The 25,592-nt window shown below is 57.2% G+C and carries 15 protein-coding genes; 6 read left to right on the top strand and 9 right to left on the bottom strand.

Features of this window, described 5'->3' with window-relative positions:
• Positions 1–30: 30 nt before the first annotated feature.
• The 3 genes from AAGW23_RS20020 to AAGW23_RS20010 form a co-directional block, all read right to left on the bottom strand.
• Complete coding sequence (locus AAGW23_RS20020; protein WP_342408036.1) at positions 31–1,998, bottom strand: methyl-accepting chemotaxis protein; 1,968 nt, start codon at positions 1,996–1,998, stop codon at positions 31–33.
• A 407-nt stretch (positions 1,999–2,405) separates the two neighbouring features.
• Entirely contained in the window at positions 2,406–3,287 is an 882-nt protein-coding gene (locus AAGW23_RS20015; protein ID WP_342408035.1) for a DMT family transporter, read from the bottom strand.
• Positions 3,288–3,474: 187 nt separating this feature from the next.
• A complete protein-coding gene (locus AAGW23_RS20010) occupies positions 3,475–4,191 on the bottom strand; it encodes an FMN-dependent NADH-azoreductase (RefSeq protein WP_342408034.1) in 717 nt (238 codons plus the stop codon).
• Between the two features lie 117 nt (positions 4,192–4,308).
• Here AAGW23_RS20010 and AAGW23_RS20005 point away from each other — a divergent pair, with 117 nt between their 5' ends.
• Positions 4,309–5,214, top strand: a complete 906-nt coding sequence (locus AAGW23_RS20005; RefSeq protein WP_342408033.1) for a LysR substrate-binding domain-containing protein — start codon at positions 4,309–4,311, stop codon at positions 5,212–5,214.
• Positions 5,215–5,365: 151 nt separating this feature from the next.
• Here AAGW23_RS20005 and AAGW23_RS20000 read toward each other — a convergent pair whose 3' ends face one another.
• From AAGW23_RS20000 to AAGW23_RS19985, 4 genes are all read right to left on the bottom strand, one after another.
• Positions 5,366–7,006: a BCCT family transporter gene (locus tag AAGW23_RS20000; protein ID WP_342408032.1), complete on the bottom strand. Its 1,641-nt coding sequence runs from the start codon at positions 7,004–7,006 to the stop codon at positions 5,366–5,368.
• 885 nt (positions 7,007–7,891) lie between these two features.
• Positions 7,892–8,281: a hypothetical protein gene (locus tag AAGW23_RS19995; protein ID WP_342408031.1), complete on the bottom strand. Its 390-nt coding sequence runs from the start codon at positions 8,279–8,281 to the stop codon at positions 7,892–7,894.
• Positions 8,278–9,540, bottom strand: coding sequence for a hypothetical protein (locus AAGW23_RS19990; protein WP_342408030.1), 1,263 nt, complete (start codon positions 9,538–9,540; stop codon positions 8,278–8,280). Before AAGW23_RS19990 ends, AAGW23_RS19995 begins: the two co-directional genes overlap by 4 nt.
• A 241-nt stretch (positions 9,541–9,781) precedes the next feature.
• Positions 9,782–11,007 (bottom strand): IS3 family transposase gene (locus tag AAGW23_RS19985; protein ID WP_342408029.1). Its coding sequence is split into 2 segments (ribosomal slippage): positions 9,782–10,656 and positions 10,656–11,007, totalling 1,227 coding nucleotides; the frame shifts between segments, so codons are not numbered across the junction.
• A 753-nt stretch (positions 11,008–11,760) separates the two neighbouring features.
• Here AAGW23_RS19985 and AAGW23_RS19980 point away from each other — a divergent pair.
• The 3 genes from AAGW23_RS19980 to AAGW23_RS19970 are packed head-to-tail and all read left to right on the top strand — an operon-like array spanning position 11,761 to position 17,760.
• Complete coding sequence (locus AAGW23_RS19980) at positions 11,761–12,906, top strand: DNA cytosine methyltransferase (RefSeq protein ID WP_342408028.1); 1,146 nt, start codon at positions 11,761–11,763, stop codon at positions 12,904–12,906.
• Positions 12,903–15,881, top strand: a complete 2,979-nt coding sequence (locus AAGW23_RS19975) for an ATP-binding protein (protein WP_342408027.1) — start codon at positions 12,903–12,905, stop codon at positions 15,879–15,881. Before AAGW23_RS19980 ends, AAGW23_RS19975 begins: the two co-directional genes overlap by 4 nt.
• Entirely contained in the window at positions 15,868–17,760 is a 1,893-nt protein-coding gene (locus AAGW23_RS19970) for a response regulator receiver domain (protein ID WP_342408026.1), read from the top strand. Before AAGW23_RS19975 ends, AAGW23_RS19970 begins: the two co-directional genes overlap by 14 nt.
• A gap of 158 nt (positions 17,761–17,918) precedes the next feature.
• Here the strand turns inward: AAGW23_RS19970 and AAGW23_RS19965 are convergent, their stop codons facing one another.
• Both AAGW23_RS19965 and AAGW23_RS19960 read right to left on the bottom strand, forming a co-directional pair.
• Positions 17,919–19,172 (bottom strand): ribonucleotide-diphosphate reductase subunit beta, encoded by a 1,254-nt coding sequence (locus AAGW23_RS19965; RefSeq protein WP_342408025.1) that lies wholly within the window; start codon positions 19,170–19,172, stop codon positions 17,919–17,921.
• A gap of 326 nt (positions 19,173–19,498) precedes the next feature.
• Positions 19,499–22,393: a ribonucleoside-diphosphate reductase subunit alpha gene (locus tag AAGW23_RS19960; RefSeq protein WP_342408024.1), complete on the bottom strand. Its 2,895-nt coding sequence runs from the start codon at positions 22,391–22,393 to the stop codon at positions 19,499–19,501.
• 870 nt (positions 22,394–23,263) lie between these two features.
• On the opposite strand from AAGW23_RS19960, the gene AAGW23_RS19955 reads away from it, so the two are divergent.
• Both AAGW23_RS19955 and AAGW23_RS19950 read left to right on the top strand, forming a co-directional pair.
• Positions 23,264–23,986, top strand: coding sequence for a winged helix-turn-helix domain-containing protein (locus AAGW23_RS19955; protein ID WP_342408023.1), 723 nt, complete (start codon positions 23,264–23,266; stop codon positions 23,984–23,986).
• A complete protein-coding gene (locus tag AAGW23_RS19950; protein ID WP_342408022.1) occupies positions 23,983–25,584 on the top strand; it encodes an ATP-binding protein in 1,602 nt (533 codons plus the stop codon). The genes AAGW23_RS19955 and AAGW23_RS19950 overlap by 4 nt, the downstream gene beginning before the upstream one ends.
• The last annotated feature ends 8 nt before the right edge of the window (positions 25,585–25,592 follow it).

Below are 25,592 nucleotides of genomic sequence, written 5' to 3'. Positions count from 1 at the left end.
CCCCCCGCGCGGGGGGGCCCGCGTCAAACGTTACTGCGTGCGGAAGCGCCCGACCAGCTGCCGGAGTGCGCTGCTGAGTTGCCGCTGTTCCTGGGAGTAGCTTTCGACTTCCGCGGCCTGGCTCGACACCTGGGCAACCGCGTCGCTGATGGCCACCACGTTCTGGTTGATGTCCTCGGTGACCAGGTGCTGTTCCTCGGTAGCCGTGGCGACCTGCGTGGTCATGTCACGGATCATCTCGACGGCATTCTCGATCTCTTCGAACGCCCCCATGACCTCACCGGACAGCTCGATGGCTTTGCTCGATTCGGACAGGCTGCGATCCATGCTCGCTGTCACCTCGCTGATGCGGCTGACCAGCAGGTTGAGAATCTTGTTGATCTCACCGGTAGAGTCCTGTGTGCGCCTGGCCAGATTGCGCACCTCATCGGCCACCACGGCGAAGCCGCGTCCCTGTTCGCCGGCGCGCGCCGCTTCGATGGCCGCATTGAGCGCCAGCAGGTTGGTCTGTTCGGCGATCTGCTGGATGCTCGACAGGATGGTGTTGATGCTCACCGTTTCGCGTTCGAGCTCTCGGATTACCTTGCTCGAACCCAGAATGCTGGCGCCAAGATCGTTCACCCCTGCGGTACTGCGGGCGATCACCTCCTTGCCATTGCGCGTCGCGTCCAGACCCTGCGTGGAGACTTCCGCCGTCCTGACGCAGTTGTGCGCCACCTCGTTGGCCGCCGAGGCCATTTCGGTGACGGCGGTGACGATCTGCTCCACCGCACTCGACTGGCGCTGCAAACTGTCCGACATGGCGGTGGTGCGCTCGTTAGTCTGGCTCGAGACGCTGTCGATGCTGACGGCGTTGTCCTTGATGACGGTGATCATCGCCTGCGTCGACTCGATGAACTGGTTGAACCACTTGGCCAGTTCGCCGGTTTCGTCGCGGGCCAGTACAGGGAGGCGGTAGGTCAGGTCCCCTTCGCCTTGAGCGATCGTACGCAGCCCGTCCTTGACCAGGTTGATCGGGGTGACGATGCGGTTGGCGAATATCATCCCGGCAATACCGAACAGCACTACCAGCACCGCGCACACCGCCAGCGTTAACCAGGCCAGCCGGTGCGCGCCTGCCAGGATTTCGTCGACCTGCATGAAGCCGATGAACTTCCAGCCCAGGGTTGGTGACGTAAAGACGTTGGCCAGGTAGTCGACACCATCGATGGTGACTTTAATCAGGCCGTTCTCGGTACTCGCGATGCTCGCGGCGTAGTCCCCCGGCAGCTCGCTTAGCTTTTTGAAGTTGTTCTCGGGATGATGGCCGTCGACCAGCAATGTGCCGCTGTTCTCCACCAGCATGAAAAATCCGGTTTCACCGAAACGGGTTTTCTGAACCATGTCGGTCAACGCCTTGAGCGAGACGTCTGTCGCCACGACCCCGGCGAATTTGCCGGCCTGGTCCTTGAAGGCTTTGATCACCGAGACGTAAACAGCGTCGTCCGGTTCCCAGTAATAACCATCCAGACGCGTCAGTTGGAAATCGGCGTCCTTGCCCAGGGTGAACCAGGGGCGCCCACGTGGATCCCAGTCGCCGTAGTCTGCGGTGCCCGGCCACTCCACATAGCCACCCTGGACATCGCCCATGTAGACGTAGGCAAAGTTCGGGTTGTTGTTACCGATCCCGGAGAAATAATCGAAGATCTGTTTCTCGCGGCCCCCGTTGTCTGTGGCGGTGGCGCCAGGCTTACGGGGCGACCCGAAGTAGGTGGTCAGCTCGCCAGCGTCAGTGTCCCTGACGGCGGCAAAATCGGCCATGGCCGATACGGTATGGTTGACCGAATCGAATAGGGTCACAAAGGTGTTGTTTACCAGTTGGACGTCCAGGCTGCTGCTTTCCTGAAACTGGACCTTGGCCTCCTCGGTTACGTTACGGATGGTGAACAGGGCCACGACAAGAACAGGAACAAGCGTCGCGACCAGAAAACTTGCTATCAGTTTGTGTTTGATTTTCATCGTTCGACGGCCTCTGGCCAGTTCATCAAGACGTCCACGCCGACCTGCGTTTCGTTCTTCGGGAAGGCCCTTGCGCAATCCGGTGCGCTTCGCGGCCGCGCACGCCCGATTCCTTATCGAATCGATCGCTGGCGAGTCGCGGCCGGCAAGACGTTATCGGCACGGGTCTGTCAAGCCTTGAGGTGGCCCCCGAAATTTTCCGACCAATGCGCTCGATAGCGCAGGAATGCGGAGTACAGGGCTACCGGGTGTTTCGATGCGCGTCAGCCGTAGTGAGCCGACGCGCCGGGCTGTTCTTCCGGGGCGATGTCGGTCTGTGAAGGCTTCGTTCGCCACTGTTGCTCTCGAGCGATGGGCGACAACCGTCTAAACAGGACTCCCGTCGCACATAGCGTGTTGCTTCCTGTTCACTTGTCCGCCACCAGACAGGGTGGGCCATGCGGTGTGGGGCGCCGCCGCAGGCTCAGTGCGGCGTGAACCGTCAGTGTTGCGATGACCAGCGCGCCGCCATACAGCGTTGCGCTCGCCGGTTTCTCATTCAGGAAATGCCAGGCCCACAACGATCCCAGCACGCTTTCCAGTAAATAAAACAGTGCGACTTCGGCAGAGGGCAGGTATCGGGTGGCGTTATTGATCAGCAGCGTGGCCAGTGGCATCTGGACCACCCCCATGACCGCCAAGGCCCAGTAGCTCTTCGCATTCAGGTCGAACGGTTGAGCGTTGGGCCAGGCGATCAGCGCAGCCGCCAGGCCGCCAAGCGCGATAAGCGGCATCCGTTGAATAGCTGGGTGGCGGCGTAGCAGGGTGAGGTTGGCGCCCACCGCTGCCGAGGACAGCAGCGCATAACCGTTGCCGGCCAGGTCGGTCGGATTGAAGCCCCCGGCGAACACCACCACGATCCCCAACGCCGTCACCCCGATGGCCAGCCAGGTATGCAACGCCACCGCCTCGCCCAGGAAAAAACGTGTGAACAGCGCGGCGAACAGGGGCGCCGTGCTGAGCACGACCACCACATTGGCAACCGTGGTATGAAGAACCGCCAGTACGAAAAAAATCGAAATCAGCGCCAGTAGCAATGCCGAAATGCCGCAAACCACCGGTTGCGCCCTGAGGCTGGCTCGGCGAATGGCGGTCAACGAGAACGCTCCCAGCGCCAAAAACATCAACACGCCGCGCCAGAACACGATGCTCCAGCCATCAGCCTGCGCGAGGCGCACCAACAGGCCATCGAAGCTCAGGATCACGATGCCGCTGGTGACCAGAAGCAGGCCGCGCGCTGAATCGTTCAATCCTGGGTCCTCCGGTTAGGGCTGGCGGGCGCCTGACGTTGTCCGTGCGCCGCTTCACTTAAGCCGCGACCGGACGCTGCGGACATGATGACTCTGCCGTTCGCCAGGCACCTGTCCAGAAGCGTCCCGTGGCACGCCAGTTCGCGACTTCGCAGGTCGTGATGCGTCGCTACAGCCGCCCCGGACCTCAGGCCATCAGCCTTGGCTGGCTCTGGCCCGCAGGCGCGAGGGGAAATTCCGTTTGCAGATCGGCTACCAGAGCATCCACTTCACGGTGCGCCTGCTCAACCGAGGCCGCCAGCACCTCGCCCCCGGTTTCCTGTCCTTCAATCGCGATCTGATGGATGCGGGTGATGCCAATGAAATTGAGCACCGTCACAAGGTTCGGCTCCAGGTGGTTCATGTGCGCCATCTCGCCACCGGGGCCGAAGCCAATGCCGCCCCGTGCAGTGAGGATCACCGCATGCCGTGGGCGGTCCGCCAGCAGCGGGACGTACGGATCGGGTAGCTTGGTCTCGTCCAGCGCAATGGTTCGCCCGGGACGTATGATCTGGTCGACCCACGCCTTGAGCGCGGCGGGCATGCCGAAGTTGTAAAACGGCGTCCCGATGATCAGCACATCCGCCGCGATCAGCTCCTCGACAAGCCGGTCGCTCTCGGCCAATGTCTTCTTCATCCATGCTTCACGACGATCTTCAGACGTGAAGGAGGAGGCGATCCAGTCATGGCTGATGAAAGAGGGCGGGTTCTGGCCGATGTCCCGGTAGGTCACGCGGTCCTGCGAGCGATGGGCGCGCCATTGGCTGACGAAGCGGTGGCTGAGATGACGGCTGTGGGAACCGTGCTCATCCGTGCCGGCAAAACCGGGGCGGGCGCTGGCGTCGAGGTGCAGAAGGTGTGTCATGGTGGGTCTCCTGTGTGACTGAATTCATCTGTCATTCGCGGTAGACCCAGACTAGGTTGAGCCTTTGTGGGCGACAAACGACCATTTCTTCCAGTTACAGATGAGGAATACTCAGCCATGGCGCATCGCTGGTTACCTTCGCTTTCCGCCTTGCGTGCCTTCGAAGCGGCTGCCCGCCATGAGAGCGCCAAGCAGGCGGCCGAGGAGTTGAACGTCACCGCCACGGCCATCAGCCACCAGGTTCGCTCTTTGGAAGAAGCCCTCGGCGTGGCGCTGTTCCTGCGCAAACCCAGGCAGCTGGAACTCACCGCCCAAGGGCGCGAACTGCAACAGACGCTGGAGACCGCGTTCGACAGCATCAGCGCCACGGTCGACCGCCTCAGCGCCGGGCCCTGCCGACAGGCGATCACCCTCAGCACCACACCGGCCATCGCCGTGCGCTGGCTGGTGCCCTGGGTCTGCCTGCTGCGCGAATCCCATCCGGATATCGACCTGCGTTTCCATACCTCACACGAGCCCGTGGCGCTGGACGGCATCACGGCGGATATGGCCATCCGCTACGGCGACGGTCGCTGGCCCGGGCTGGTGGCCGAGAAACTGATCGACAACACATTCGTCCCGGTCTGCAGCCCATTGCTCGGCCTGCGTGATCCCGCCGACCTGCCCAACCACCCGCTGATCCACTTCCACGCGCGCGGCGCTAGCTCCGCTCCGATTCACTGGGCGGCATGGCAGAAGCTCGCCAAGGTGCCGGGGCTGGATGTCAGCGCCGGGCTGGTCTTCTCCGACGAAACCCACGCCATCTCCGCCGCCATCGGTGCCCAAGGCGTGGCGCTGATGAGTCGGCAGTTGGTTGAGGATGAAGTGAGGGCAGGGCGGTTGATGCAGCCGTTTGGGCCGGAGATAGCGGGCAAGCCGTTTCATCTGGTTTATCCGGAGAGCCGCCGGGATGATCCAACCGTTCTTGCGGTGAGGGAGTGGGTGATGAAGGTGCCGGGTGGGTTGTGTGAGGTTGGGCGCTGATACCGGCAAAGCCGAGCCACGCTACCCGAGGCTCGACCGTAGGGTGGAATACGGCGAAGCCTTTTCCACGCGTATCTTCCAGGCTACGTGCTAGTTGCCCACCTTCCACCTCGCTGACGGGCAACGAGGTGGAGGAAGACGCGGCGCGGTGTTATCGCGCCTTCACAACCGTTGGGCGCGGTACCCTGAGCTCGCTCCGCAGGCCGATGACAATGCTGACGCACATCAGCAGCAGCACTAAGGTGAATGGGAAGCCGGTTGTCACCACCATGGACTGCAAGGCCTTGAGACCGCCGCCCAACAGCAGGGCGATGGCAACAAGGCCTTCGAAAATGCACCAGAACACGCGCTGAGGGATGGGGCCGTCGTCCTTGCCTCCGGATGTGATGGTGTCGATGACCAGCGAGCCGCTGTCCGATGAGGTGATGAAGAACACCGCCACCAGAACGATGCCCAACAGGGACATCGCCTGAGTGAATGGCATCACGTCGAACATGGCGAACAGTTTGACCTCCAGCGCCGCATCCGCCACGGCGCGATAGCCGTCATTGATGTACTGGTCGAACGCGACGCCGGAAAAGATCGACATCCAGAGAATGCAGACGGCTGACGGGACGATCAGCACGCAAATCATGAACTCGCGCACCGTACGGCCGCGGCTGACCCGGGCAATGAACATCCCCACGAAGGGCGACCACGATACCCACCATGCCCAGTAGAACGAGGACCAGCCTTGTGCGTAGTTCTCGTCTTCACGGCCGAAGGGCTGCGACAGCGCCGGCAGATAGGCGAAATAGCTGACCACCGAGTCCGCGACCCGCTCCACGATAGCGCCAGTTGGGCCAAATACGCACACGGCGATCAGCAGTACGAACGCCATGATCATATTGATCTCAGAAGCCTTCTTGACGCCCCCTTCGAGCCCACGCAGGACAGAAACGGTCGCGATGCCCGTAATCAGCGTGATCAACACAATCTTTGTCGTGGCAGACACAGGTACGCCGTAAAGGAAGAACAGCCCAGCATTGATTTGTTCGGCGCCAAGCCCAAGCGAGGTCGCAAGCCCGAACAGGGTCGCAAGCACCGCCAGTATGTCGATGGTATGGCCGACCCAGCCCCATACCCGCTCTTTGAAGATGGGATAGAACGTGGACCTAATCGCCAGCGGCAGGCCTTTGTTGAAGGCAAAGAGCGCCAGCGCTAGCCCGACGACAGCATAGATCGCCCACGCCTGGAGCCCCCAGTGATAAAGCGTGGCGGCCAGCCCGAGCCTGGCTGAACCCTCGACATCACCGGGCAACCCCCCGAGCGGTGCCCAGCTGTCAGGGCTCCCGGCATCCGGCGCGACGGAGCTTACAAAGTGCGTCATCGGCTCACCGACGCTCCAGAACAGCAGCCCGATGCCCATTCCCGCCGCAAACAGCATGCAGAGCCATGCCAACAGCGAAAAGTCCGGTTTCGAATCAGGCCCACCGAGCCTGACCTTGCCATAGGGCGAGAGCGCAATAGCGACGGCGAATACCAGAAAGACGTTGGAGGCCAGGATGAAAAGCCAGTCGAAGCGGACCGTTACCCAGCTCATCGCGGCGGTGAATATGCTGGTCGCGAATTCCGGGAACGCCAGCGTGAAGATGACGAATACAATCGTCATCAGCCCTGAGATAGCGAAAACAGGGTTATGGATGTCGACCTCTATGGGGCCGATGGTCGTGACCAAATTGTCTTGACCAATCTGGTAGTCGGTATCAATCAGGTTCCCGCCTGCCGCCGGGCTTTCACTGCTATCGGCCATGCTTTACCTCCACTGATGATCACAGCTGTCCATGCGCGCTTCCTATCCCTCGGGTTGCCTCTTACTGCTGCGGCCCGGATTGACGAGGCGGCGACTGTCGAGACCAAAGGATAGTCACGATTCTGGCGATTCGTGGTTTCGCCTGCTTCGCCAAGCGTTCAGTAGTGCTTCTGGTCATGTCACGCTGCAAGCAAATTTAACAGTGCGGCAAGCAACGGCGCCGTGCTAGCACGACCACGATATTGGCGGTCGTGGTATGTATGACTGCCATCACGAAGAAGATCGAAGTAAATGCCAACAGCAGCGCCGAGCCCGCGCGCGTTGCGCCTTGACGCTCGCGCGGCTTTTGGCGGACAGCGAAAACACCCCTAGCGCTAGGGAGATGAATAGACCCCGCCAGAGCAGGATGCTCCAGCCACCCGTCTGTGCCAGACGCACCAACAGACCATCGAAGCTGAGTACGACGATGCCGCTCGTTACGAGCAACAAACCGCGCGCTGAATCTCAAATCCTCGGCGGGTCTTGAGAGGCATGTCATGTAGGCTAGGCTCAGCATAATAAAAGCCCGCGCCAGACGCTTTCCCGATGATGGCCTTCGAACTATCCCGGAGCCTGCCCAGAAATGGCCGGGGTGCTGCGGTTCGCGACGTTAATGGCTGCGTCTCTGGTCGGTGTGGCACGGGCAGCAATGGAGGGCTAGGAAAATAGATCTGTCCCGCTTTCTTTCTTGGATTACATTCATAAGCAAGCGGCGCAGTGTGGGGTACTGGGGGCACCTTGAAAAATAAGTCGTCAGAGGTGAAGTGAGGGAGCTATTCGACGCCTTGGTTCCGCCCTATTGGGCGGGTCCCTTTTGGCCTATCGCCCGGATGGCCGGCCCCGCCATCAATTTCCAGTGAGCTTTAGCAGGCCAACCGCCAGACACAGCCATGCCATGCCGACACATGCCAGCTTGGTCGATAGGGTCATAAGGCGGCGCAGCGATGGGGGGAAGTTGCTAACGTCACCGGCATCAAGCACTCCTTTTTGAATATTGAAATCAGAAAGCAATAAGGCCCCGCTTAGTGACCCGACCAGATAGAAACGGGAAGTAAAGTTCCTTGTTCCCAAAATGTGCTGCTGCTTAGCCCACGTACTGTTTGGAAGAGCTGACAGCATGATGTTGAAGTGGCGACTACAGGCGATGTAGACACCAATCGCTACGCCAGATAAGCCAATAACGAAGGGTGTCAGCATAAAAGCGAATCCCCACCACGAATTCCAAAAGTCAGTCATGGTTTAGTTTGCTCATACAGAAACTCTCCCATCCACTCCCCACCATCGCCACCAATTGATCCCCCAGCAACCGAAGTGCCGCCAACCATAACCAAGCCACAAATCACCCCGCCGATACCTGCGGAACCCAGGCCGATTGCTGCACAGATGGCCGGTGCGGCGGCGCTTCCAACCCAGACGCCGACAGAGCCACCACCCAGCGCCCCAGCAAAATTACCCGTCTCGGTAAATCGAATCTTCTGACAAGCCTGGGTTTCGCCAGCTTGACAAACCTCTTGAACTTTCAAGACGGAGGCCGTGCCGCCCAGGGCAATACCTATGTAGGTGCCGTTCTTGAGGTACTTCGCCGCCTTGGCAATTTCATTCATGTGGGTCGCGTATCCGGGAATCTGGCCCGGTGCACCACCCTTGCTCCAATGGTGCACCACGCTACGGGTGGAAATACCGAGATCCTGGCGCAGGGTTGGGTAGTTGCCCAGTCCCAGTTGCTTGCCAAGAAAGGTCGCCTTCAGCTGATTGTCGAGTTGGCGGTACAGCTGTTGGCGGGACGTGAAGAATTGCTGGCTGCGTAGATGACCATGCGCTGCGAACTCGCGCTGATGAAGGTATTCGATATCGCGCAGCGTGTTCTCGATTTGCTTCAAGCCGTTCCCGAGCACGTCAGTGCCGAGCCCCAGCGACGCGCTTGCGCCACCGACCATCAAAGCGATTTCGGCTTGATGGTCAGCCATGAAATTGGCTTCGCTCTCGCTCAATGGTTCCAGAGCTATGCGCACCTTCGCTGCTGCTGCCATCAGGTCAGCTTCTTCGCGTGAGCAAGCGGCTGGATTGATCAGGTTGCCGAGGACAAACATTTCACCGGCTTTGAAGCCCTTCGCAAAGGTCGGATTCAGCGCCTTGATGCGATTGACCAGGTGCTTGTGCGGCGCGTCGGCGAACAGCCTGGCAAGCACCTGCTCGCCGGACATGCTGCGCGGAACTCTGTAGAACCCGGGCGGAAGGGCCTCAGGAAGCTTGAGCATATCGGGTGGGGGCCAGTCCGAAAGTGCTGGACTGGTTTCGACCTTTTGCTCCCAGGCGGCAAAGGAGGCGCCGCCGTTGCCTGGCTTGATCTTCGGCAACTCGGCCTGTCGGCCCCAGCCATGATCAGGCAGCCAACTTGAATCGCGGCTGCCGGTGCTGTCAGGCTTCCAGCCGGTGTCCAGATCCCAGCCCTGATCGAACGGGTAGGTTGCGTCTTTGAGGGTGTCCGTCCCCATGAAATCTTCCCTGTGCTGTTGAACCGGGCCGCAGTCTATCTGTTTGACGGCCCCGGCTAACCAGCCCTTGTTCACGAACTTGGGCTGGGGACTGTCAGGGGGCTGTTAGATTCGAATCGCCGCCTGCCAGCATCACTAACGTTTCATTCGCACAGCTTCGAATATGCAAGCTCCGAGTGAACGTCCAGCGGAAAATGAGCGGGTAGGGGGTGTCTAGTCCTGAAATAGGTTTACACCTGTTTCATCCAAATGCCCGGTGCATCGCATCGGGCGTTTGATATCTCAAAGACAGGTGCGGACGCTCGCGGTTATAGATCGCTACCGATTCACTCACCATCTTCTTCGCCTGTGCTAAATCCTGTGGTCTTTGAAGCAAAAGCTCTGTCTTCAATATCCCGTTGACCCGCTCTGCCAGGGCGTTTTGATAACAGTCATAGCCCTCCGTCATCGAACACCTGATGTCATGTTTCGCATGCAACGCCTGGTACATTCCCGAACAGTACTGGCTGCCTCTGTCCGAGTGATGGATCAGCGGCTGAGCGGTTTGACGTTGGCTTACTGCTCGACGCAGCGCCTGAGCTACCGCCTCGGTGTGCAGGCTTTCATGGACGTGATAGCCCACGATCTTTCGCGAAAACGCGTCGGTTACAAGGCTCAGATAAGCCACACCTTCTTGGGTGGGCAGATAGGTAATGTCAGCCACCCAGACTTGCTCCGGGCCGCTTGGAACCACCTGATCAGGACCCGACTTGAGTAGGTTCGGATGCCGCCGAAAGCGATGATGGCTGTCAGTTGTCTTGTGGTACGCCCGCTTGCGGGTCACCAATAAACGTCTCTCGCGCAGAATTGAAAACAAACGGTCTCGACCTACTTTCAGCGCATGCTGTGGTTGGCAATGCAGCAAATAATGTAGCTTGCGCGTCCCCATGCGGGGTTGCCGCAGGCGTTTTTGCGCAACGAAATCAACAACTTTCTGATCCAGAGCTAGACGAGCAATATCAGCGCGATTTCGCTTGTAGTAAGCCTGTCGGCTTATCCCCATGAACCGGCAAGCCCCGCTGATGCTTAGGTTTTGGACTCGTTTTTGCGAGAGGACTTGCCGGGATGCTTTTTTACGACAGACAGACCGTAATCGGTTTGCAAGACATCCACGACAGCTTCGAAAAACTGTGCCTTCTGATTCGACAGAGCGAGCTGCTCTTCAAGCTCTTTGATGCGCTGCTCTGGCGTCAATGGGCGGTTTTGCTCAGACATGGATCCCATCCTCGGCGAGCCAAGATATGCGCCTGGATTCCAGTTCTGCCGACCGTGCTTGCGTAACCACGTCAGAACGGTCGTCTTGCCTTGAATCCCGTAACGCTCCTGAGCCTCTTTGTAGCTCAGCTCGCCTTTTTCGACCTGATCGACGACCGATAATTTAAAGGTCATCGTGTAGTCCCGCTGGCTACGCCTTTTTGCTGTTTCCATCGCATCCTCCTGAAAAGCAGATCAGAAGGTGTAAACCCTATTCAGGACAGGACAGGGTCAGAAAATAAATCTGTCCCCTTCTTCGCTCCTAACACACCGTCACTGCATCGACATTGCAGGAGGAGGGTGGAAAACGGCTAAGCGTTTTCCACGCGTTCTCGACCTCTGCACTCAGCACAGTCACACATCCGCCCAGACCATTGGCGCTTCGACGATGCCGGAGCGCAGGGTGGAAAAATGCGAAGTCATTTCAACGCGTCACTTCTGAGAATGGCCAGAAAGCATCGCCCCTTCATCCCGCCCAGCTTCAGCAGATAGCCTCGTTTTACCGTTTGCTCTGGTAATCTTCAGCGGGCCATGGTTTACCGGTTGAATGCTGGCGCGTCAGAGGCTGAGTACGCACCAATTGGTGACCGATCAGCCCCGTACGCACCTGAAAATGCTCGGCGACGAAATATCAGCGACCAATTACTTCGCCCGATTTCCTCATATAACTGCTACCTAGCAAGCCTGAATACCGCCGACGGCGCGATCATTTGAGGGACGACACGATTTGCCAGCAGTGGCTATGGGAGGTCTGGGCTTTCTTGCAATAGGCACACACGTTAGACTCTAAACACCTAGGGTGGATAGAAATGTGGATCATGGAAGTTCACACATAGGCTACGGTAGCATCTATCAATAGCCATTTCAGCTTTTTAAAGATGTGTATTGTAAACGGCAGGCTTCCCATTAGCTGAGCGCATTATATAAATGGTTAATAAAGATTCTCAAAATTTGCCAGTCGTTGTCGATTTGTTTGCTGGGGCTGGCGGTTTTTCGCTCGCCGCTATTCAGGCGGGTTGCTCGGTCGCGATCGCCATCGAAAATGATCCCCATGCGGTCACAACATATAAGGCGAATCTTCGAAAATACGCAGGTGGGAAATTTACAAAGATCCTTGAAAAAAGCATATTGGACTATGTTCCTGACGAAGTTTGCTCCGAATATCTACCAAATCTTAGATGTGATCTTCTTTTAGGCGGCCCGCCTTGCCAGGGTTTTTCGACGCATCGAATTTTGAACGCCGGTGTCAATGATCCGAGAAACGAGCTTGTACTTGCGTATTTCGGATTTGTGAAAGCCCTTCGTCCGAGAGTTTTTTTGATGGAGAACGTGCCGGGCATTCTATGGGAGCGGCACCGCGAATTCTTGGACGAGTTTTATGCGCAAGGCGCTGAGGCTGGATACCATATATTCAAACCAGTTGTTCTGGATGCCAGAGATTTCGGTGTCCCTCAGCGAAGGAAACGTGTCTTCATTTTGGGAGTTAGAGATAGCAAGGATGCACAAGTTATAATGTGGCCCCCACAGGCGACGCACGCCGCGCCGGGGAAGACTCTACCAGGCCGAACATTATGGAAATCGTGTATTGATGTGTTCGAGCCTTCCTTAGAAGGCGACGAAAACGATATACATATGAATCATGGTCCTGAGTTAGTCAACGCTTTTCGTAATACCCCTTTAAATGGTGGTAGCCGTAAAGATTCCGGCCGTATTCTTCCATGCCATGCGACACATAATGGCCATAAAGATGTGTATGGGCGGATCAACCCCACCGAACCAGCACCTACCATGACCACCGCGTGTATTAATCCTTCAAAAGGACGGTTTGTGCATCCGACAGAGCACCACGGCATTACTTTGAGACAAGCCGCCAGAATTCAAACGTTCCCTGATGATTTTGTGTTTTACGGGGGAATTATGGCGGCTGGCAGGCAAATTGGTAATGCGGTGCCAGTTACGCTTGGAAGATATCTAATACAGCACATTAAAAAATCATTATTTGATAAAGCAGTCGATATACCGGAGCCGCATGCCATCGTTAAAACCGAAAAGTTAGAGTGTGAACCCGCATGATTAAGACGATTGCGTTCCGTACCCAGGCCAGGACGGTCGATCATCTTGGACGTGAGCAAATTGCAGATTGTCCGACGGCAATTTCTGAGTTGTGGAAGAATGCATACGATGCGTATGCGAGAAATGTAAGCTTACACATATTTGATGATTTGGAACCGGTGGCTGCTGTTTTAGACGATGGGCACGGAATGAGCTATGACGAATTCATCGGTCGGTGGCTCGTGGTCGGAACAAGCTCAAAGTACGATGCAAGCACTTCTAGTGAAGACGATCGGGAAGGGCTGCCGCGGCGTACTAAACAAGGACAAAAGGGAATCGGCCGGTTATCCTCAGCAAATCTTGGGCCGCTCCTCCTAGTGGTTAGTAAAAGAAAAGACACTGATTTTGTCTGCGCTTTATTAGATTGGAGAATGTTCGAGAATCCATATCTAATTCTGTCCGATATCGAAGTTCCTGTAACGCGTTTTTCCGACAAAAATGAACTATTCCACCTCGTTCCAGAGTTGTTTCAGCGGCTAATGGCAAACTTGACAGGTAGTCCTACAGATCCTGAGCGTTCCAGTCGACTGAAACTAGCGTGGGAAACCTATGACCGAGCTGTCCTTGAAGCTGATCCCAAAGCAAAAGAACCTTCAAAGGAAATAGCAGCAACCATTATCAGCGCCCGCTTCGAACAGCGGCACTTAGCTCCTTGGCTGGTTTGGAACGGTGAAAAAGATAATGGTACGGCACTGATTGTTTCGGGTATTAATTTTGACCTTCGGGCTCAGCTCCCATCCATGGAGCTGGATTCTAATGTAAGGAATATTAGAAAGGAATTCTTCAGCACATTATCAGCGTTCACCGACCCTTACGTCGGCAGCGATGCAAGTGAATACAATGCTTACGATCCTGAATTTTCTTACGAAGTAAAAGTTTGGTCCTCCTCAGTTCCGACAGCGATCGTGGAAGATAAAAGAGTTGCTGTAAATCGCGCGCTCACCGAAGACATGGAGCACGTGCTGTCAGGTAATGTGGATGCACAAGGAGTGTTTCGAGGTCAAGTTAAGGCGTTCGGCGAATGGAGAAAATATGGCGCGGAATATGAAATCCATCCTCCGAAAGATCTGACTATTCCAAAAGGACCTACAACTTTCATTGGCCCATTTAGCATTCATTTAGCTACATTTGAACAACTTAGAAAGAATTCGACGCTTTCTGATGCGGATTTTAATCGGTTTGATCAGCTTGCGGCGCAACATAGTGGCTTTCTGATATTCCGTAACGGATTGCGTGTGTTGCCGTACGGGCGTGAAGCAAACGATTTTTTTGAAATTGAGAGGCAGAGAAGCGTCAATGCAGGACGAGAGTATTGGAACGCGAGACGCATGTTTGGCCGCATTGCGATATCAAGGGAGTTGAATCCAAATCTGCGGGACAAGGCAGGTCGGGAGGGCTTTATAGATAATCGCGCTGCGAAAGTGCTGCGTGAAATTGTGAAGAATATCCTTCGACGAGCGGCTTATGAATATTTTGGCAGTAGTTCCGACCTTCGTAAGGAGCTTCTTCCTGACATTCAAGAACAAAATGATAAAGATAAAGCTGAACAAGCACGAAAGGAGCTGAGCAAGAAGAATGCACAAAAATTCCGCTCACGGCTTAGTAAGAGTCTGCCTAGGCTTGAAGCTCTTTTTGAGGAAACTAGCGATATTGTAACGTCTATCCAGGTTTTGGATGAAAATGGAGTTATGGACCTCCAAACGCTCATTGATGGGCTAAGTAGCAGGTTGGCAGATCTGAGGGTCGTTGGCGCACCGGCAAAGCTTGGCGGAGCTGAGCAAGACTATCGTACCTTTCGAGCAATGTATTCCGAAATGCTCGACCGTCTCCGTAGCATGGAGACAATAAGAGCGGTAGCGCTTGAACGAATCAAGCCCGCGAAGCCTGAAGACCTAGTCCAGAAGCAGCTCAGTAGCTATGCTAGCCAACTGCAAAGTCGTTTGAGATCCTGGCGTAAGTCTATCGAGGCATTGCAAGTAGCTGAGACGAGCCGGGTATCTTCACTATTTAATGACCGCAATAAAGCGTTTCATTATCAGGCGATGCCGCTTGTTGAGCAGGTGCGCGATGGGCGACTAGGTTTGGATGAGGCATTAGAGCGTTTGAAGACTCTTCACGTCCAGTTGGACGCAGAAAATGAAGAGACGTTTCAGTCGTACTTAGATGCTTTAGAACTCATGAGTGAGAATATTAATATCGAGCTTATTGCTCGGCAGGGAACAGCAGACAATATTGTTCTGCGTGACGATCTAAATCGCTTGAATCAAGTGGCTCAACTTGGGATAACGGTTGAGATTTTGGGTCATGAGTTAGATGCTAACGAGCGGATGGTAAGACAAGGTATCAAGCAAATAGTCGAAAAAGCGGGCGATATAGAGGGGACGGATCTCGTGGTGCAGGGGTTCGAAGCGATAAGTCAGCAGCTTGAATTTCTTTCTCCGCTCAGAGTTTCCGGTAGTAGAACACGCCGCCCAATCGCTGGCAAAGAAATTGAAGATTATTTGGTCAGTTTTTTTGATACAGTAGCGCGCGGTCGAAACATTAAAATACACGCGTCGGATGGGTTCAGAGCCTTCTCGCTGTATGAGCAGCCTTCCCGCTTATATCCTGTATTTGTCAATCTAGTTAACAATAGCATTTATTGGTTGGTTAGCTCGCAGACTCCTGATCCGCAAATATATTTGTCGGTTAAGGAGGGTCAGGTAATTATATCGGACAATGGCCCCGGGATTAATCCTGTCGATCAGGATAGTCTTTTTAAGATGTTTTTTACGCGTAAGTCTAGCGGTGGTAGAGGTATCGGGCTTTACCTCTGCAGGGTTAATCTTATGGCTGGCGGACATTCGATTAAATACGCCTCAGAGCTTAAGTTCAGGCCGTTAAGTGGCGCAAACTTCGTTATTGATTTCAAAGGAGCTGACTTTGGTCGAGGTTAATACATTCAAAGGCTTGGTTTGCGAAGCCTTTATTGCGCCCCTTCGCTCAGTGCTGATAGTTGATGACCAGTATCCGACTTGGGAAGAGATCTTTAATTCAAGGCTATCTGCTAATAATTCTTCTGTAGATATAGCAGAAGCTTCTGGACGAAAAAGCTGGCATCAGTCGTCTACCTCTGCTGAGGTTATTGGTTTGATTAAAGAGTTTCGCTCGAGAAAGCCAGGCTTTATCATTGATATCCACGACGGGGTCGCAGATAGTAGCACGAGCAAAACGGCTGGCAGTGAAACTCCAAAACAACTCGCAGACCATTTGCACCAGTCCGACTTGTTGGTATTAGATTACAATCTAGAAGGTGCGCAAGCGGGTACAGGGGGCGACACCGCTCGTAAAATCTTATCTTCTGTACTTGCGAACCATCATTTCAATCTGGTGGTGATTCACACGAGTGACGACCTTGAAGAGGCTATGCATCAATGTCTTCTTTCATTGATGGGTACGTGCGCGTCCCAATATGATGAGAAACTCGTAACAGAGATAGCTGACTTAGAACAGATCATTGCTGACCAAGAAGATGCTGGAGAATTTAGTCGGTCCGATGTCTCGCAAGCGCTTGATTTGGCCGCGTATATCGGGGCAAGGCATCCTGATCTAGGCTTAAATAAAGCCGTTGGAAAGTTTATGCAGGGAGCTGGTCCATTTTCTGAGTTAAACCAATTAGCGGCTAATCTGGAACTGACACGGCCACAAATGAAGACGTTCTTCTACTGGGCAATACGTGAATTCGAGGAGATTCACATACGTCAATTCACGGAACTGCCGCCGGATGGGTTGTATTGGCGCATTTCTGACGGTTGTAAATGGCTCCGTACTTCACGCGGTTTTGTTTGCTTTGTAAAAAAGGGCCCTGAGAATCTTTTGGCTGAGCTTGAGGCTGCGCTTGTGGACTGGAAGCCCACTCCTTCCAGACTGCTTTCCGCTAAGTATCGAGACGCTATAAGCAGGATGGGGGCTGAGGTTGAAGACGCAGCTTTAAAACAGAAGCATGCCTTTGCCAAATTCTATGAAACGATCAAAAGTCCAGGAAGCGATCGGCTCGTTGATGAGCAAATGGCCGTCCTTCGCCACTATAGATTGAGAGATCATGTTTCTCGTCAATCTGAGATGCTTTCGTTTTTAGTGGAAGAACAAGTCGCCGACTACGGCAAGCGAATCTACGAAACCGATATGGCTTCTGGATTCACCTTTCATGCTCATTACGGTGTAGACCTTTCCGATAATGCCGAAAAACAGAGAGCTGTTAGCGAGTACAATCGTTACGTATGCTGTCTTCCTTCAAGGGGAAGTGATTCGGTTAATAATGGTTTTGAGCAACTGGATAGCGGGCACATCTTCAAGCTGGATGATAGCTGGTGGGTATGCGCGACTCCTGCTTGCGATTTGCAACCTGGGCAAAGCACTATAGCATTTAGTCAGGGCGCTGATTCCAGTCTCCGGCCTTTTACTGCAATTAGACTTCTTCCGGAAAAAAATTTAAGCGCGCTGACTGATCGCCATATCAACAGCGGGTCTTATTGCTATGTTGAACATGAAGGGCAAATACTCGCTCTCGGCCTTCTGTCGGCAAAAGCTGACTCCAATAATCCTGCTGTTCAAAAAGTGGATTGGCGTGCGTTTGTTGCAAAGGATGGGGGAGTGATTAAGAAAGGAAAACTCTCTTTATTAGAGCTGAGGTTAGAAGTCGATGATATGAAAATCAGGAGTGATCAGAAGGAAGCAAGCGTTATTGCGAAGCTACGGTACGAATATGCGCTTAATTATATTCAGCGCGTTGGAGTTAGCGTAAGTAGAATCGGCCTTGGGTATGTCTCGTCGTGATATTCGCTAAGGCTTCGATCAGTTGTGATCTATATCATTGTTCCTTCAGCTGAAGTTCGATTGCTTCAAAAAAGGAAAGCTAACATATAGCTCATCTCAAACATTGTGCGCTGGGCGCCGTGAAGCCGGCTAGGTATCTAGCCGGCTTGTCTATTTGATCAATCCCAGCTCAGCGCCCCACCCGTCTGATACTCAATAACCCGCGTCTCAAAGAAGTTCTTCTCCTTCTTCAAATCCATGATCTCGCTCATCCACGGGAACGGATTGGTAGTACCCGGATATTCCTCTTTAAGGCCAATCTGCGTCAGGCGACGGTTGGCGATGAACTTGAGGTAGTCCTCCATCATCGAGGCGTTCATGCCTAGGACGCCACGGGGCATGGTGTCGCGGGCGTATTCGATTTCGAGCTGCGTACCCTGGAGGATCATCTGGGTCGCTTCGTCTTTCATGGCGGCGTCCCACAGGTGTGGGTTTTCGATCTTGATCTGGTTGATCACGTCGATGCCGAAGTTCAGGTGCATGGACTCGTCGCGCAGGATGTATTGGAACTGCTCGGCGGTGCCGGTCATCTTGTTGCGGCGGCCCATGGAAAGGATTTGGGTGAAGCCGCAGTAGAAGAAGATGCCTTCCAGTACGCAGTAGTAGGCGATGAGGTTGCGCAGGAACTCTTTATCCGTCTCGACGGTGCCGGTCTGGAAGGTCGGGTCGGAGATGGAGCGGGTGTACTTGAGGCCCCAGGAGGCCTTCTTCGCGACGCTCGGGATCTCGTGGTACATGTTGAAGATCTCGCCTTCATCCATGCCCAGCGATTCGATGCAGTACTGGTAGGCGTGGGTGTGGATCGCCTCTTCGAAGGCCTGGCGCAGGATGTACTGGCGGCATTCGGGGTTGGTGATCAGGCGGTACACGGCCAGCACGAGGTTGTTGGCGACCAGGCTGTCGGCGGTGGAGAAGAAGCCGAGGTTGCGCTTGACGATGCGTCGCTCGTCCTCGGAGAGGCCGTCCGGGCTCTTCCACAGGGCGATGTCGGCGTTCATGTTCACTTCCTGCGGCATCCAGTGGTTGGCGCAACCATCCAGATACTTCTGCCAGGCCCAGTCGTACTTGAAAGGTACGAGCTGGTTGAGGTCGGCGCGGGCGTTGATCATCTGCTTGTCGCCGACGTGAACGCGGGCGGATTCGCCTTCGAGTTCGTCCAGGCCTTCCTGGATGTCTAGGTCGTCCAGGGCCTTCTTGGCGCGGGCGACGGCAGCGGAGTCGTCAGAAGCAACGGCACGGGCTTCTTCGACGGAGCCGGCGGCGTCCTTGTCGAGCTTGGCCGGTGCGTCGTTTGCGGCGGCAGCGGTTTGCGGGGCTGCCGCGGGCGCGGCGGTGGTGGTGTCTTCTTCGTCGAATTCGTCCCAGCTCAGCATGGCGGTTTTTCCTGATTGGGGACCGGCGCGGCCGGTCGGGAATGTTTTGGGCTTTTGGTTTGCACGCAAAAGCACGAAATCTGTTGTGTATTTAGGTGGCCGAGTGGTCGCTCATGGTGGATGCAAATAGCGGCATCCACCCTACGAGCTGCGTTGCCTCGGACTAGCGCTTATCAGCGGCAGCTCGGTGTGAGCGCGAAGCTGAGCGAGGCAGCGCTAGGCGTCTGCCAGGCCGGAGCCCCTGAGCGTACAGCTGTACGTGATGGGGGCCGGCCTGGCGGACAACAACGCGCGGTCCGTTCAGATTCGTGCGTCAGCCAAACTCCTTATTGGCAGGCTTCGCAGTCTGGTTCATCAATCGCACACGCCTTTGGCACCGGTGCCGGGCCGGCTGCCATTTCTGGCGCGGGCGCAGCCTTGGCCGGAGCGGCGCTGGCGCCGCCGTTGCCACCGCTGGACACGGCGTTGAGCTTGCCGGTGTTGACGGTGGACTTCTCGGTGCTAGTCGCGGCCAGGGCACGGAGGTAGTAGGTGGTTTTCAGGCCACGGTACCAGGCCATGCGGTAGGTCACGTCCAGCTTCTTGCCGCTGGCGCCGGCGATGTAGAGGTTCAGCGACTGGGCCTGGTCGATCCATTTCTGGCGGCGGCTGGCGGCGTCGACGATCCACTTGGTTTCCACTTCGAAGGCGGTCGCGTAGAGGTCTTTCAACTCCTGCGGGATGCGCTCGATCTGCTGTACCGAACCGTCGTAGTACTTGAGGTCGTTGATCATGACCGCATCCCACAGGCCGCGCGCCTTGAGGTCGCGAACCAGGTAGGGGTTGATCACGGTGAATTCGCCCGAGAGGTTCGATTTCACGTACAGGTTCTGGTAGGTCGGCTCGATGGACTGCGACACGCCGGTGATGTTGGCGATGGTCGCGGTCGGCGCGATGGCCATGATGTTCGAGTTGCGGATGCCGTTCTTGACGCGGGCACGGACCGGCGCCCAGTCCAGGGACTCGGTCAGGTCGACGTCGATGTACTTCTGGCCACGCGCTTCGATGAGGATCTGCTGCGAATCCAGCGGCAGGATGCCCTGGCTCCACAGCGAACCCTGGAAGGTTTCGTAGGCGCCGCGCTCGTCGGCCAGGTCACAGGAAGCCTGGATGGCGAAGTAGCTGACCGCTTCCATGGATTTGTCGGCGAAGTCGATGGCTGCGTCGGAACCGTACGGGATGTGCTGCAGATACAGCGCGTCCTGGAAGCCCATGATGCCCAGGCCCACCGGGCGGTGCTTGAAGTTGGAGTTCTTCGCCTGCGGCACGGAGTAGTAGTTGATGTCGATGACGTTATCGAGCATCCGCACGGCGGTGCGCACGGTGCGCTCCAGCTTGGCAGTGTCGAGCTTGCCGTCGACGATGTGGCGCGGCAGGTTGATCGAGCCCAGGTTGCAGACGGCGATCTCGTCCTTGTTGGTGTTCAGCGTGATCTCGGTGCAGAGGTTGGAGCTGTGCACCACGCCGACGTGCTGCTGCGGGCTGCGCAGGTTGCACGGGTCCTTGAAGGTCAGCCATGGGTGGCCGGTTTCGAACAGCATGGAGAGCATCTTGCGCCACAGGTCTTTGGCCTGCAGGGTCTTGTAGTTCTTGATCTTGCCGTATTCGATCAGGGCTTCGTAGTACTCGTAGCGTTCCTCGAAGGCCTTGCCGGTGAGGTCGTGCAGGTCGGGTACTTCGCTCGGCGAGAACAGGGTCCACTTGCCGTCGTCGAAGACGCGCTTCATGAACAGGTCCGGAATCCAGTTGGCGGTGTTCATGTCGTGGGTCCGGCGACGGTCGTCACCGGTGTTCTTGCGCAGCTCGAGGAATTCCTCGATGTCCAGGTGCCAGGTTTCCAGGTAGGCGCAGACCGCGCCCTTGCGCTTGCCGCCCTGGTTGACCGCGACGGCGGTGTCGTTGACCACTTTCAGGAAGGGCACGACGCCCTGGGATTTGCCGTTGGTGCCCTTGATGTAGGCGCCCAGTGCACGCACCGGGGTCCAGTCGTTGCCCAGGCCGCCGGCGAACTTGGAGAGCAGGGCGTTATCGCGGATGGCATCGTAGATGCCGCCCAGGTCGTCCGGCACGGTGGTCAGGTAGCACGAGGACAGCTGCGGACGCAGGGTGCCAGCGTTGAACAGGGTCGGCGTGGAGGCCATGTAGTCGAAGGACGACAGCAGGTTGTAGAACTCGATGGCACGGGCTTCGCGGTTTTCTTCCTCGATGGCCAGGCCCATGGCGACACGCATGAAGAAGATCTGCGGCAGCTCGAAACGCACGCCATCCTTGTGGATGAAGTAGCGGTCGTAAAGGGTCTGCAGACCGAGGTAGGTGAACTGCTGGTCCTGCTCGTGGTTGATCGCCGCGCCCAGCTTGGCCAGGTCGTATTCCTTCAGGCGCGGGTCGAGCAGCTCGAACTGCACGCCTTTTTCCACGTAGGCGGGCAGGGCCTTGGCGTAGAGGTCAGCCATTTCATGATGGGTGGCGGCTTCGGCGACTTCGAGGAAGCTCAGGGCTTCAGCGCGCAGGGTGTCCATCAGCAGGCGAGCGGTGACGTAGGAGTAGTTCGGCTCACGCTCGACCAGGGTACGGGCGGTCATCACCAGGGCGGTGTTGACGTCGGTCTGCTCGACACCGTCGTAGAGGTTCTTCAGGGTTTCTTTCTGGATCAGCGCGCCATCGACTTCCTCGAGGCCTTCGCAGGCTTCGGTGATGATGGTGTTCAGGCGGCCCAGGTCCAGCGGCGACAGGCTGCCGTCGGCACGCTTGATGCGGATGCTCGGATGGGCTTCGACCGGTGCGTCTACGGCGCCGCGCTTGCGCTCCTGGCTGCGCGATTCGCGGTAGATCACGTAGTCGCGGGCGACTTTCTGCTCGCCGGAACGCATCAGGGCCAGTTCGACCTGGTCCTGGATTTCTTCGATGTGAATGGTGCCGCCGGAAGGCATGCGACGCTTGAAGGTGGCGGTGACCTGTTCGGTCAGGCGCGCGACAGTGTCATGGATGCGCGATGAGGCGGAGGCGCTGTTGCCTTCCACTGCGAGAAACGCCTTGGTGATGGCGACGGTGATCTTGTCATCGGTATAGGGGACGACTGTACCGTTGCGCTTGATCACGCGCAGCTGGCCTGGGGCGGTGGCGGCCAGGTCCAGCGTGCTGTTGTCGGCGTGCGGGTTCTCGCGAGTGGACTCGTTCTGCATGGGGTCTCCGGATTCTCTCTGTCTCGGTAGCACGTTAGGTGTCAGGCCTGCTTTGTGGGCGGCCTTGATCGGGTCTTGCGTGTCTCGTACTGCATGAACCATGCCCCGGCGAACCGGCTCATGGGTGAATCAAAACTGGAACGATCCGGCACCTGGGGTGGTTAATCGTGTGTGCCGAAGCATAGTCAGGCGTTGTGAAGATCACAACCTCAAAACACAACATGTAGTGTGACGCGCTTGGCGCATGCGCTACTGCTGGACTTGAGCAAAATCAACGTTGGGCTGTGCAGGATCGCGGTCTGTGGCGATGATCTAGGGCGCCCGTGGGGGCGCGAGCCGGGTAAAAATCAGAGCGAATTTATTTTGCTTGCTTTTTTCGGCGTTTGTGTCTGTTTGGCCGTAGACACCCAGCATATGGGGTAAAAGGCGCTCGGAGTGACACGATAGTGGGGGTTCAGGCGCAGTGCAAGGCGCCCGAAATGAACAACCTGTGGATAACATGTGGGTGAGCTGTGCGCGATAAGGGCGCAGCCCGCACCGTTTCCGGGGTGTAAAGGCTTCGGATGAAATGCGGGCTCAATCCAGGCTTTCAGACGCTCGGGGGCGCCTGAGGCAAAACACTATATGTGGTGTTTTGTCAAAGGCGGTTTTAGCGCGGTTTTCGCTCAGCGAGACGGTGATTTGACGGAACGGGCTGCACTGATGGCTTTTTGCTTGGCATAGGGCCGGCGCGGAGCAGTGGTGGTTCTGCGAAACGGGCATCAAGGGCGTCGCTTGGACCGGCCATCCAGGCCGATCCGTCGTGGAGGTGCTGCCATCTGGCGGTGCCCTGGCGCTACAATGCCGGCCGGTGTATCGGGAGGGCGCGTGGTGGATCAAGAGTCTTGGAACATCCTGATTGTCGAAGATGACCAGCGGTTGGCCGAACTGACCCGCGAGTATCTTGAAGGCAATGGCATGCAGGTCTCGATTGAGGCGGACGGCGCCCAGGCGGCCGAACGCATCATCAACGAGCGACCCGATCTGGTGGTGCTCGACCTGATGCTGCCCGGCGAAGACGGACTGTCGATCTGCCGCAAGGTGCGTGATCGCTATGACGGGCCGATCCTGATGCTGACCGCGCGTGCCGACGACCTCGATCAGGTGCTGGGCCTGGAGATCGGTGCCGACGACTATGTGTGCAAACCGGTGCGGCCGCGGTTGCTGCTGGCCCGCATTCGCGCCTTGCTGCGGCGACGGGAAGGGGCAGAGGTGGCGGCACCTGCAGGCGGCAAGCGCGTCCAGTACGGCCCGCTGGTGGTCGACAATGCGCTGCGCGAGGCCTGGTTGCGCGGTGAGGGCATCGAGCTGACCGGTGCGGAATTCGACCTGCTGTGGCTGCTGACCTCCAATCCGGGGCGGATCATGTCCCGCGAACAGATCTTCTCTGAATTGCGCGGTATCGAGTACGACGGCCAGGACCGCTCCATCGATGTGCGTATTTCGCGCATCCGCCCCAAGATCGGTGATGACCCCGACCACCCGCGCCTGATCAAGACGGTGCGTGGTAAGGGCTACCTGTTCGTTTCCGAAGCGGCTGAAGCGCTGCAGTGAATTCGATCTTCCTGCGCATCTATGGCGGCATGCTCGCCGTACTGGTGCTGGTTGGACTGCTGGGCGTGGGTGGACTGCATCTGCTCAACCAGGTACGGGCCGATCAGCATCGAGAAGCGCTGGCAGCCGGTACCTTTCGCCTGATGGCGCACAACATGAGCAGCATGACGCCCATCGAACGGCGTCAGGCGGCGAACCTCTGGGGGCGGCTGCTGGGTATTCCGTTGCGGGTGCGAACCCTGGAAGACATTCGGCTGGAAAGCGGGCTGGAGACACGACTGCTGCGCGGTCAGGTCTTGGTGGAGCAGATCCGCCCCGGCAGCGTGACGATCTATTCGCTGGTCAGCGCCGACGACCGGCTGGCCCTGACTGGCGAGGTCGAGCAACTCAGCGAACAGCTGGCGCGCGCGACCATCTATCTGTTGATCGACGAGCTGATCCGCTATCCGGAAGCCGAACAACCCCGGCGGCTGGCGGAACTGAAGGCGGCGCGTGGTTTCGGCTATCCACTGGAGTTGCTGACCCGTGACAGCGCCAGCCTCGACGACGATCAACGGCGCCGGCTGGATGAAGGCGACACGGTGATGGCGCTGGTCAACGGCGGAGAGGCCATCCGGGTGTTCGCCGCGATTGCCGGAACTCCCTGGATCATGTCGCTGGGGCCGCTGCGTCAGCTCAATCCCTATCCGCCCGAACTGCTGATTTTGATCGGTGTGCTGGGTCTGTCGCTGATCGGGCTGACTGTGTATCTGCTGGTGCGCCAGCTGGAACGTCGGCTGCGGAGCGTCGAGCGCGCCGCCACGCGCATCGCCAACGGCCAGCTCGAAGCGCGCGTGCCGGATGCCGGAACCGATTCGGTCGGGCGATTGGCCAAGGCCTTCAATGGCATGGCCACTCATCTGCAGCGCTTGCTGGCGGTGCAGCGGGAAATGGTCAGCGCCGTGGCCCATGAGTTGCGAACGCCGGTCGCGCGGTTGCGTTTCGGCCTGGAGATGGCCGGCTCGGCGCAGACAGCGCAAGCACGCAATCGCTATCTCGAAGATATGGATGGCGATATCGACGACCTGGATCGTCTGGTGGACGAGATGCTGGTCTATACGCGCCTCGAACGGGGTTCGCCGGAGCTGACGTTCCAGGCGGTGGATCTGGGCGCGCTGGTCGATCAGGTCATCGGTGAGCTGGCGCCATTGCGCCCAGCGGTGCGGGTCGAGCGCGGGCCCTGTAAGCCGACCGTCGACGGCGGCAGCGTGGTCGATGCCGAGCCGCATTACCTGCGCCGCGCCTTGAGCAATCTGATCAGCAACGCCATGCGCCACGCCGAAACGCGGGTTCAGGTCAGCTTCGTCATCGATGGCGAGCGGGCGCAGCTGGTGGTCGATGATGACGGGCCGGGGGTGCCCGAGGAAGCGTGGGAGAAGGTCTTTGCCCCCTTCCTGCGTCTGGATGACAGCCGCACCCGTGCCTCTGGCGGGCATGGTCTGGGCCTGTCCATCGTCCGGCGAATTACCTACTGGCACGGCGGCCGTTCGCAGGTTGGGCACAGCGAGCTGGGCGGCGCGCGCTTTACCCTGGTCTGGCCGCGCAAGCGGGTGAAGTAGACGCTGGG

It is taken from the genome of Stutzerimonas chloritidismutans (genome assembly GCF_038562055.1).
Classification (GTDB): Bacteria; Pseudomonadota; Gammaproteobacteria; order Pseudomonadales; family Pseudomonadaceae; genus Stutzerimonas; species Stutzerimonas chloritidismutans_A.
Note: the sequence above shows the minus strand (reverse complement) of the source record. Positions and strands in the feature narration are given on the sequence as shown.

Coding starts and splice junctions, on each gene's coding strand:
- AAGW23_RS19990 (WP_342408030.1), bottom strand. CDS start 9,540: ATGGGGACGGACACCCTCAAAGACGCAACCTACCCGTTCGATCAGGGC.
- AAGW23_RS19975 (WP_342408027.1), top strand. CDS start 12,903: ATGATTAAGACGATTGCGTTCCGTACCCAGGCCAGGACGGTCGATCAT.
- AAGW23_RS20005 (WP_342408033.1), top strand. CDS start 4,309: ATGGCGCATCGCTGGTTACCTTCGCTTTCCGCCTTGCGTGCCTTCGAA.
- AAGW23_RS19965 (WP_342408025.1), bottom strand. CDS start 19,172: ATGCTGAGCTGGGACGAATTCGACGAAGAAGACACCACCACCGCCGCG.
- AAGW23_RS19980 (WP_342408028.1), top strand. CDS start 11,761: ATGGTTAATAAAGATTCTCAAAATTTGCCAGTCGTTGTCGATTTGTTT.
- AAGW23_RS19960 (WP_342408024.1), bottom strand. CDS start 22,393: ATGCAGAACGAGTCCACTCGCGAGAACCCGCACGCCGACAACAGCACG.
- AAGW23_RS20000 (WP_342408032.1), bottom strand. CDS start 7,006: ATGGCCGATAGCAGTGAAAGCCCGGCGGCAGGCGGGAACCTGATTGAT.
- AAGW23_RS20010 (WP_342408034.1), bottom strand. CDS start 4,191: ATGACACACCTTCTGCACCTCGACGCCAGCGCCCGCCCCGGTTTTGCC.
- AAGW23_RS20020 (WP_342408036.1), bottom strand. CDS start 1,998: ATGAAAATCAAACACAAACTGATAGCAAGTTTTCTGGTCGCGACGCTT.
- AAGW23_RS19995 (WP_342408031.1), bottom strand. CDS start 8,281: ATGACTGACTTTTGGAATTCGTGGTGGGGATTCGCTTTTATGCTGACA.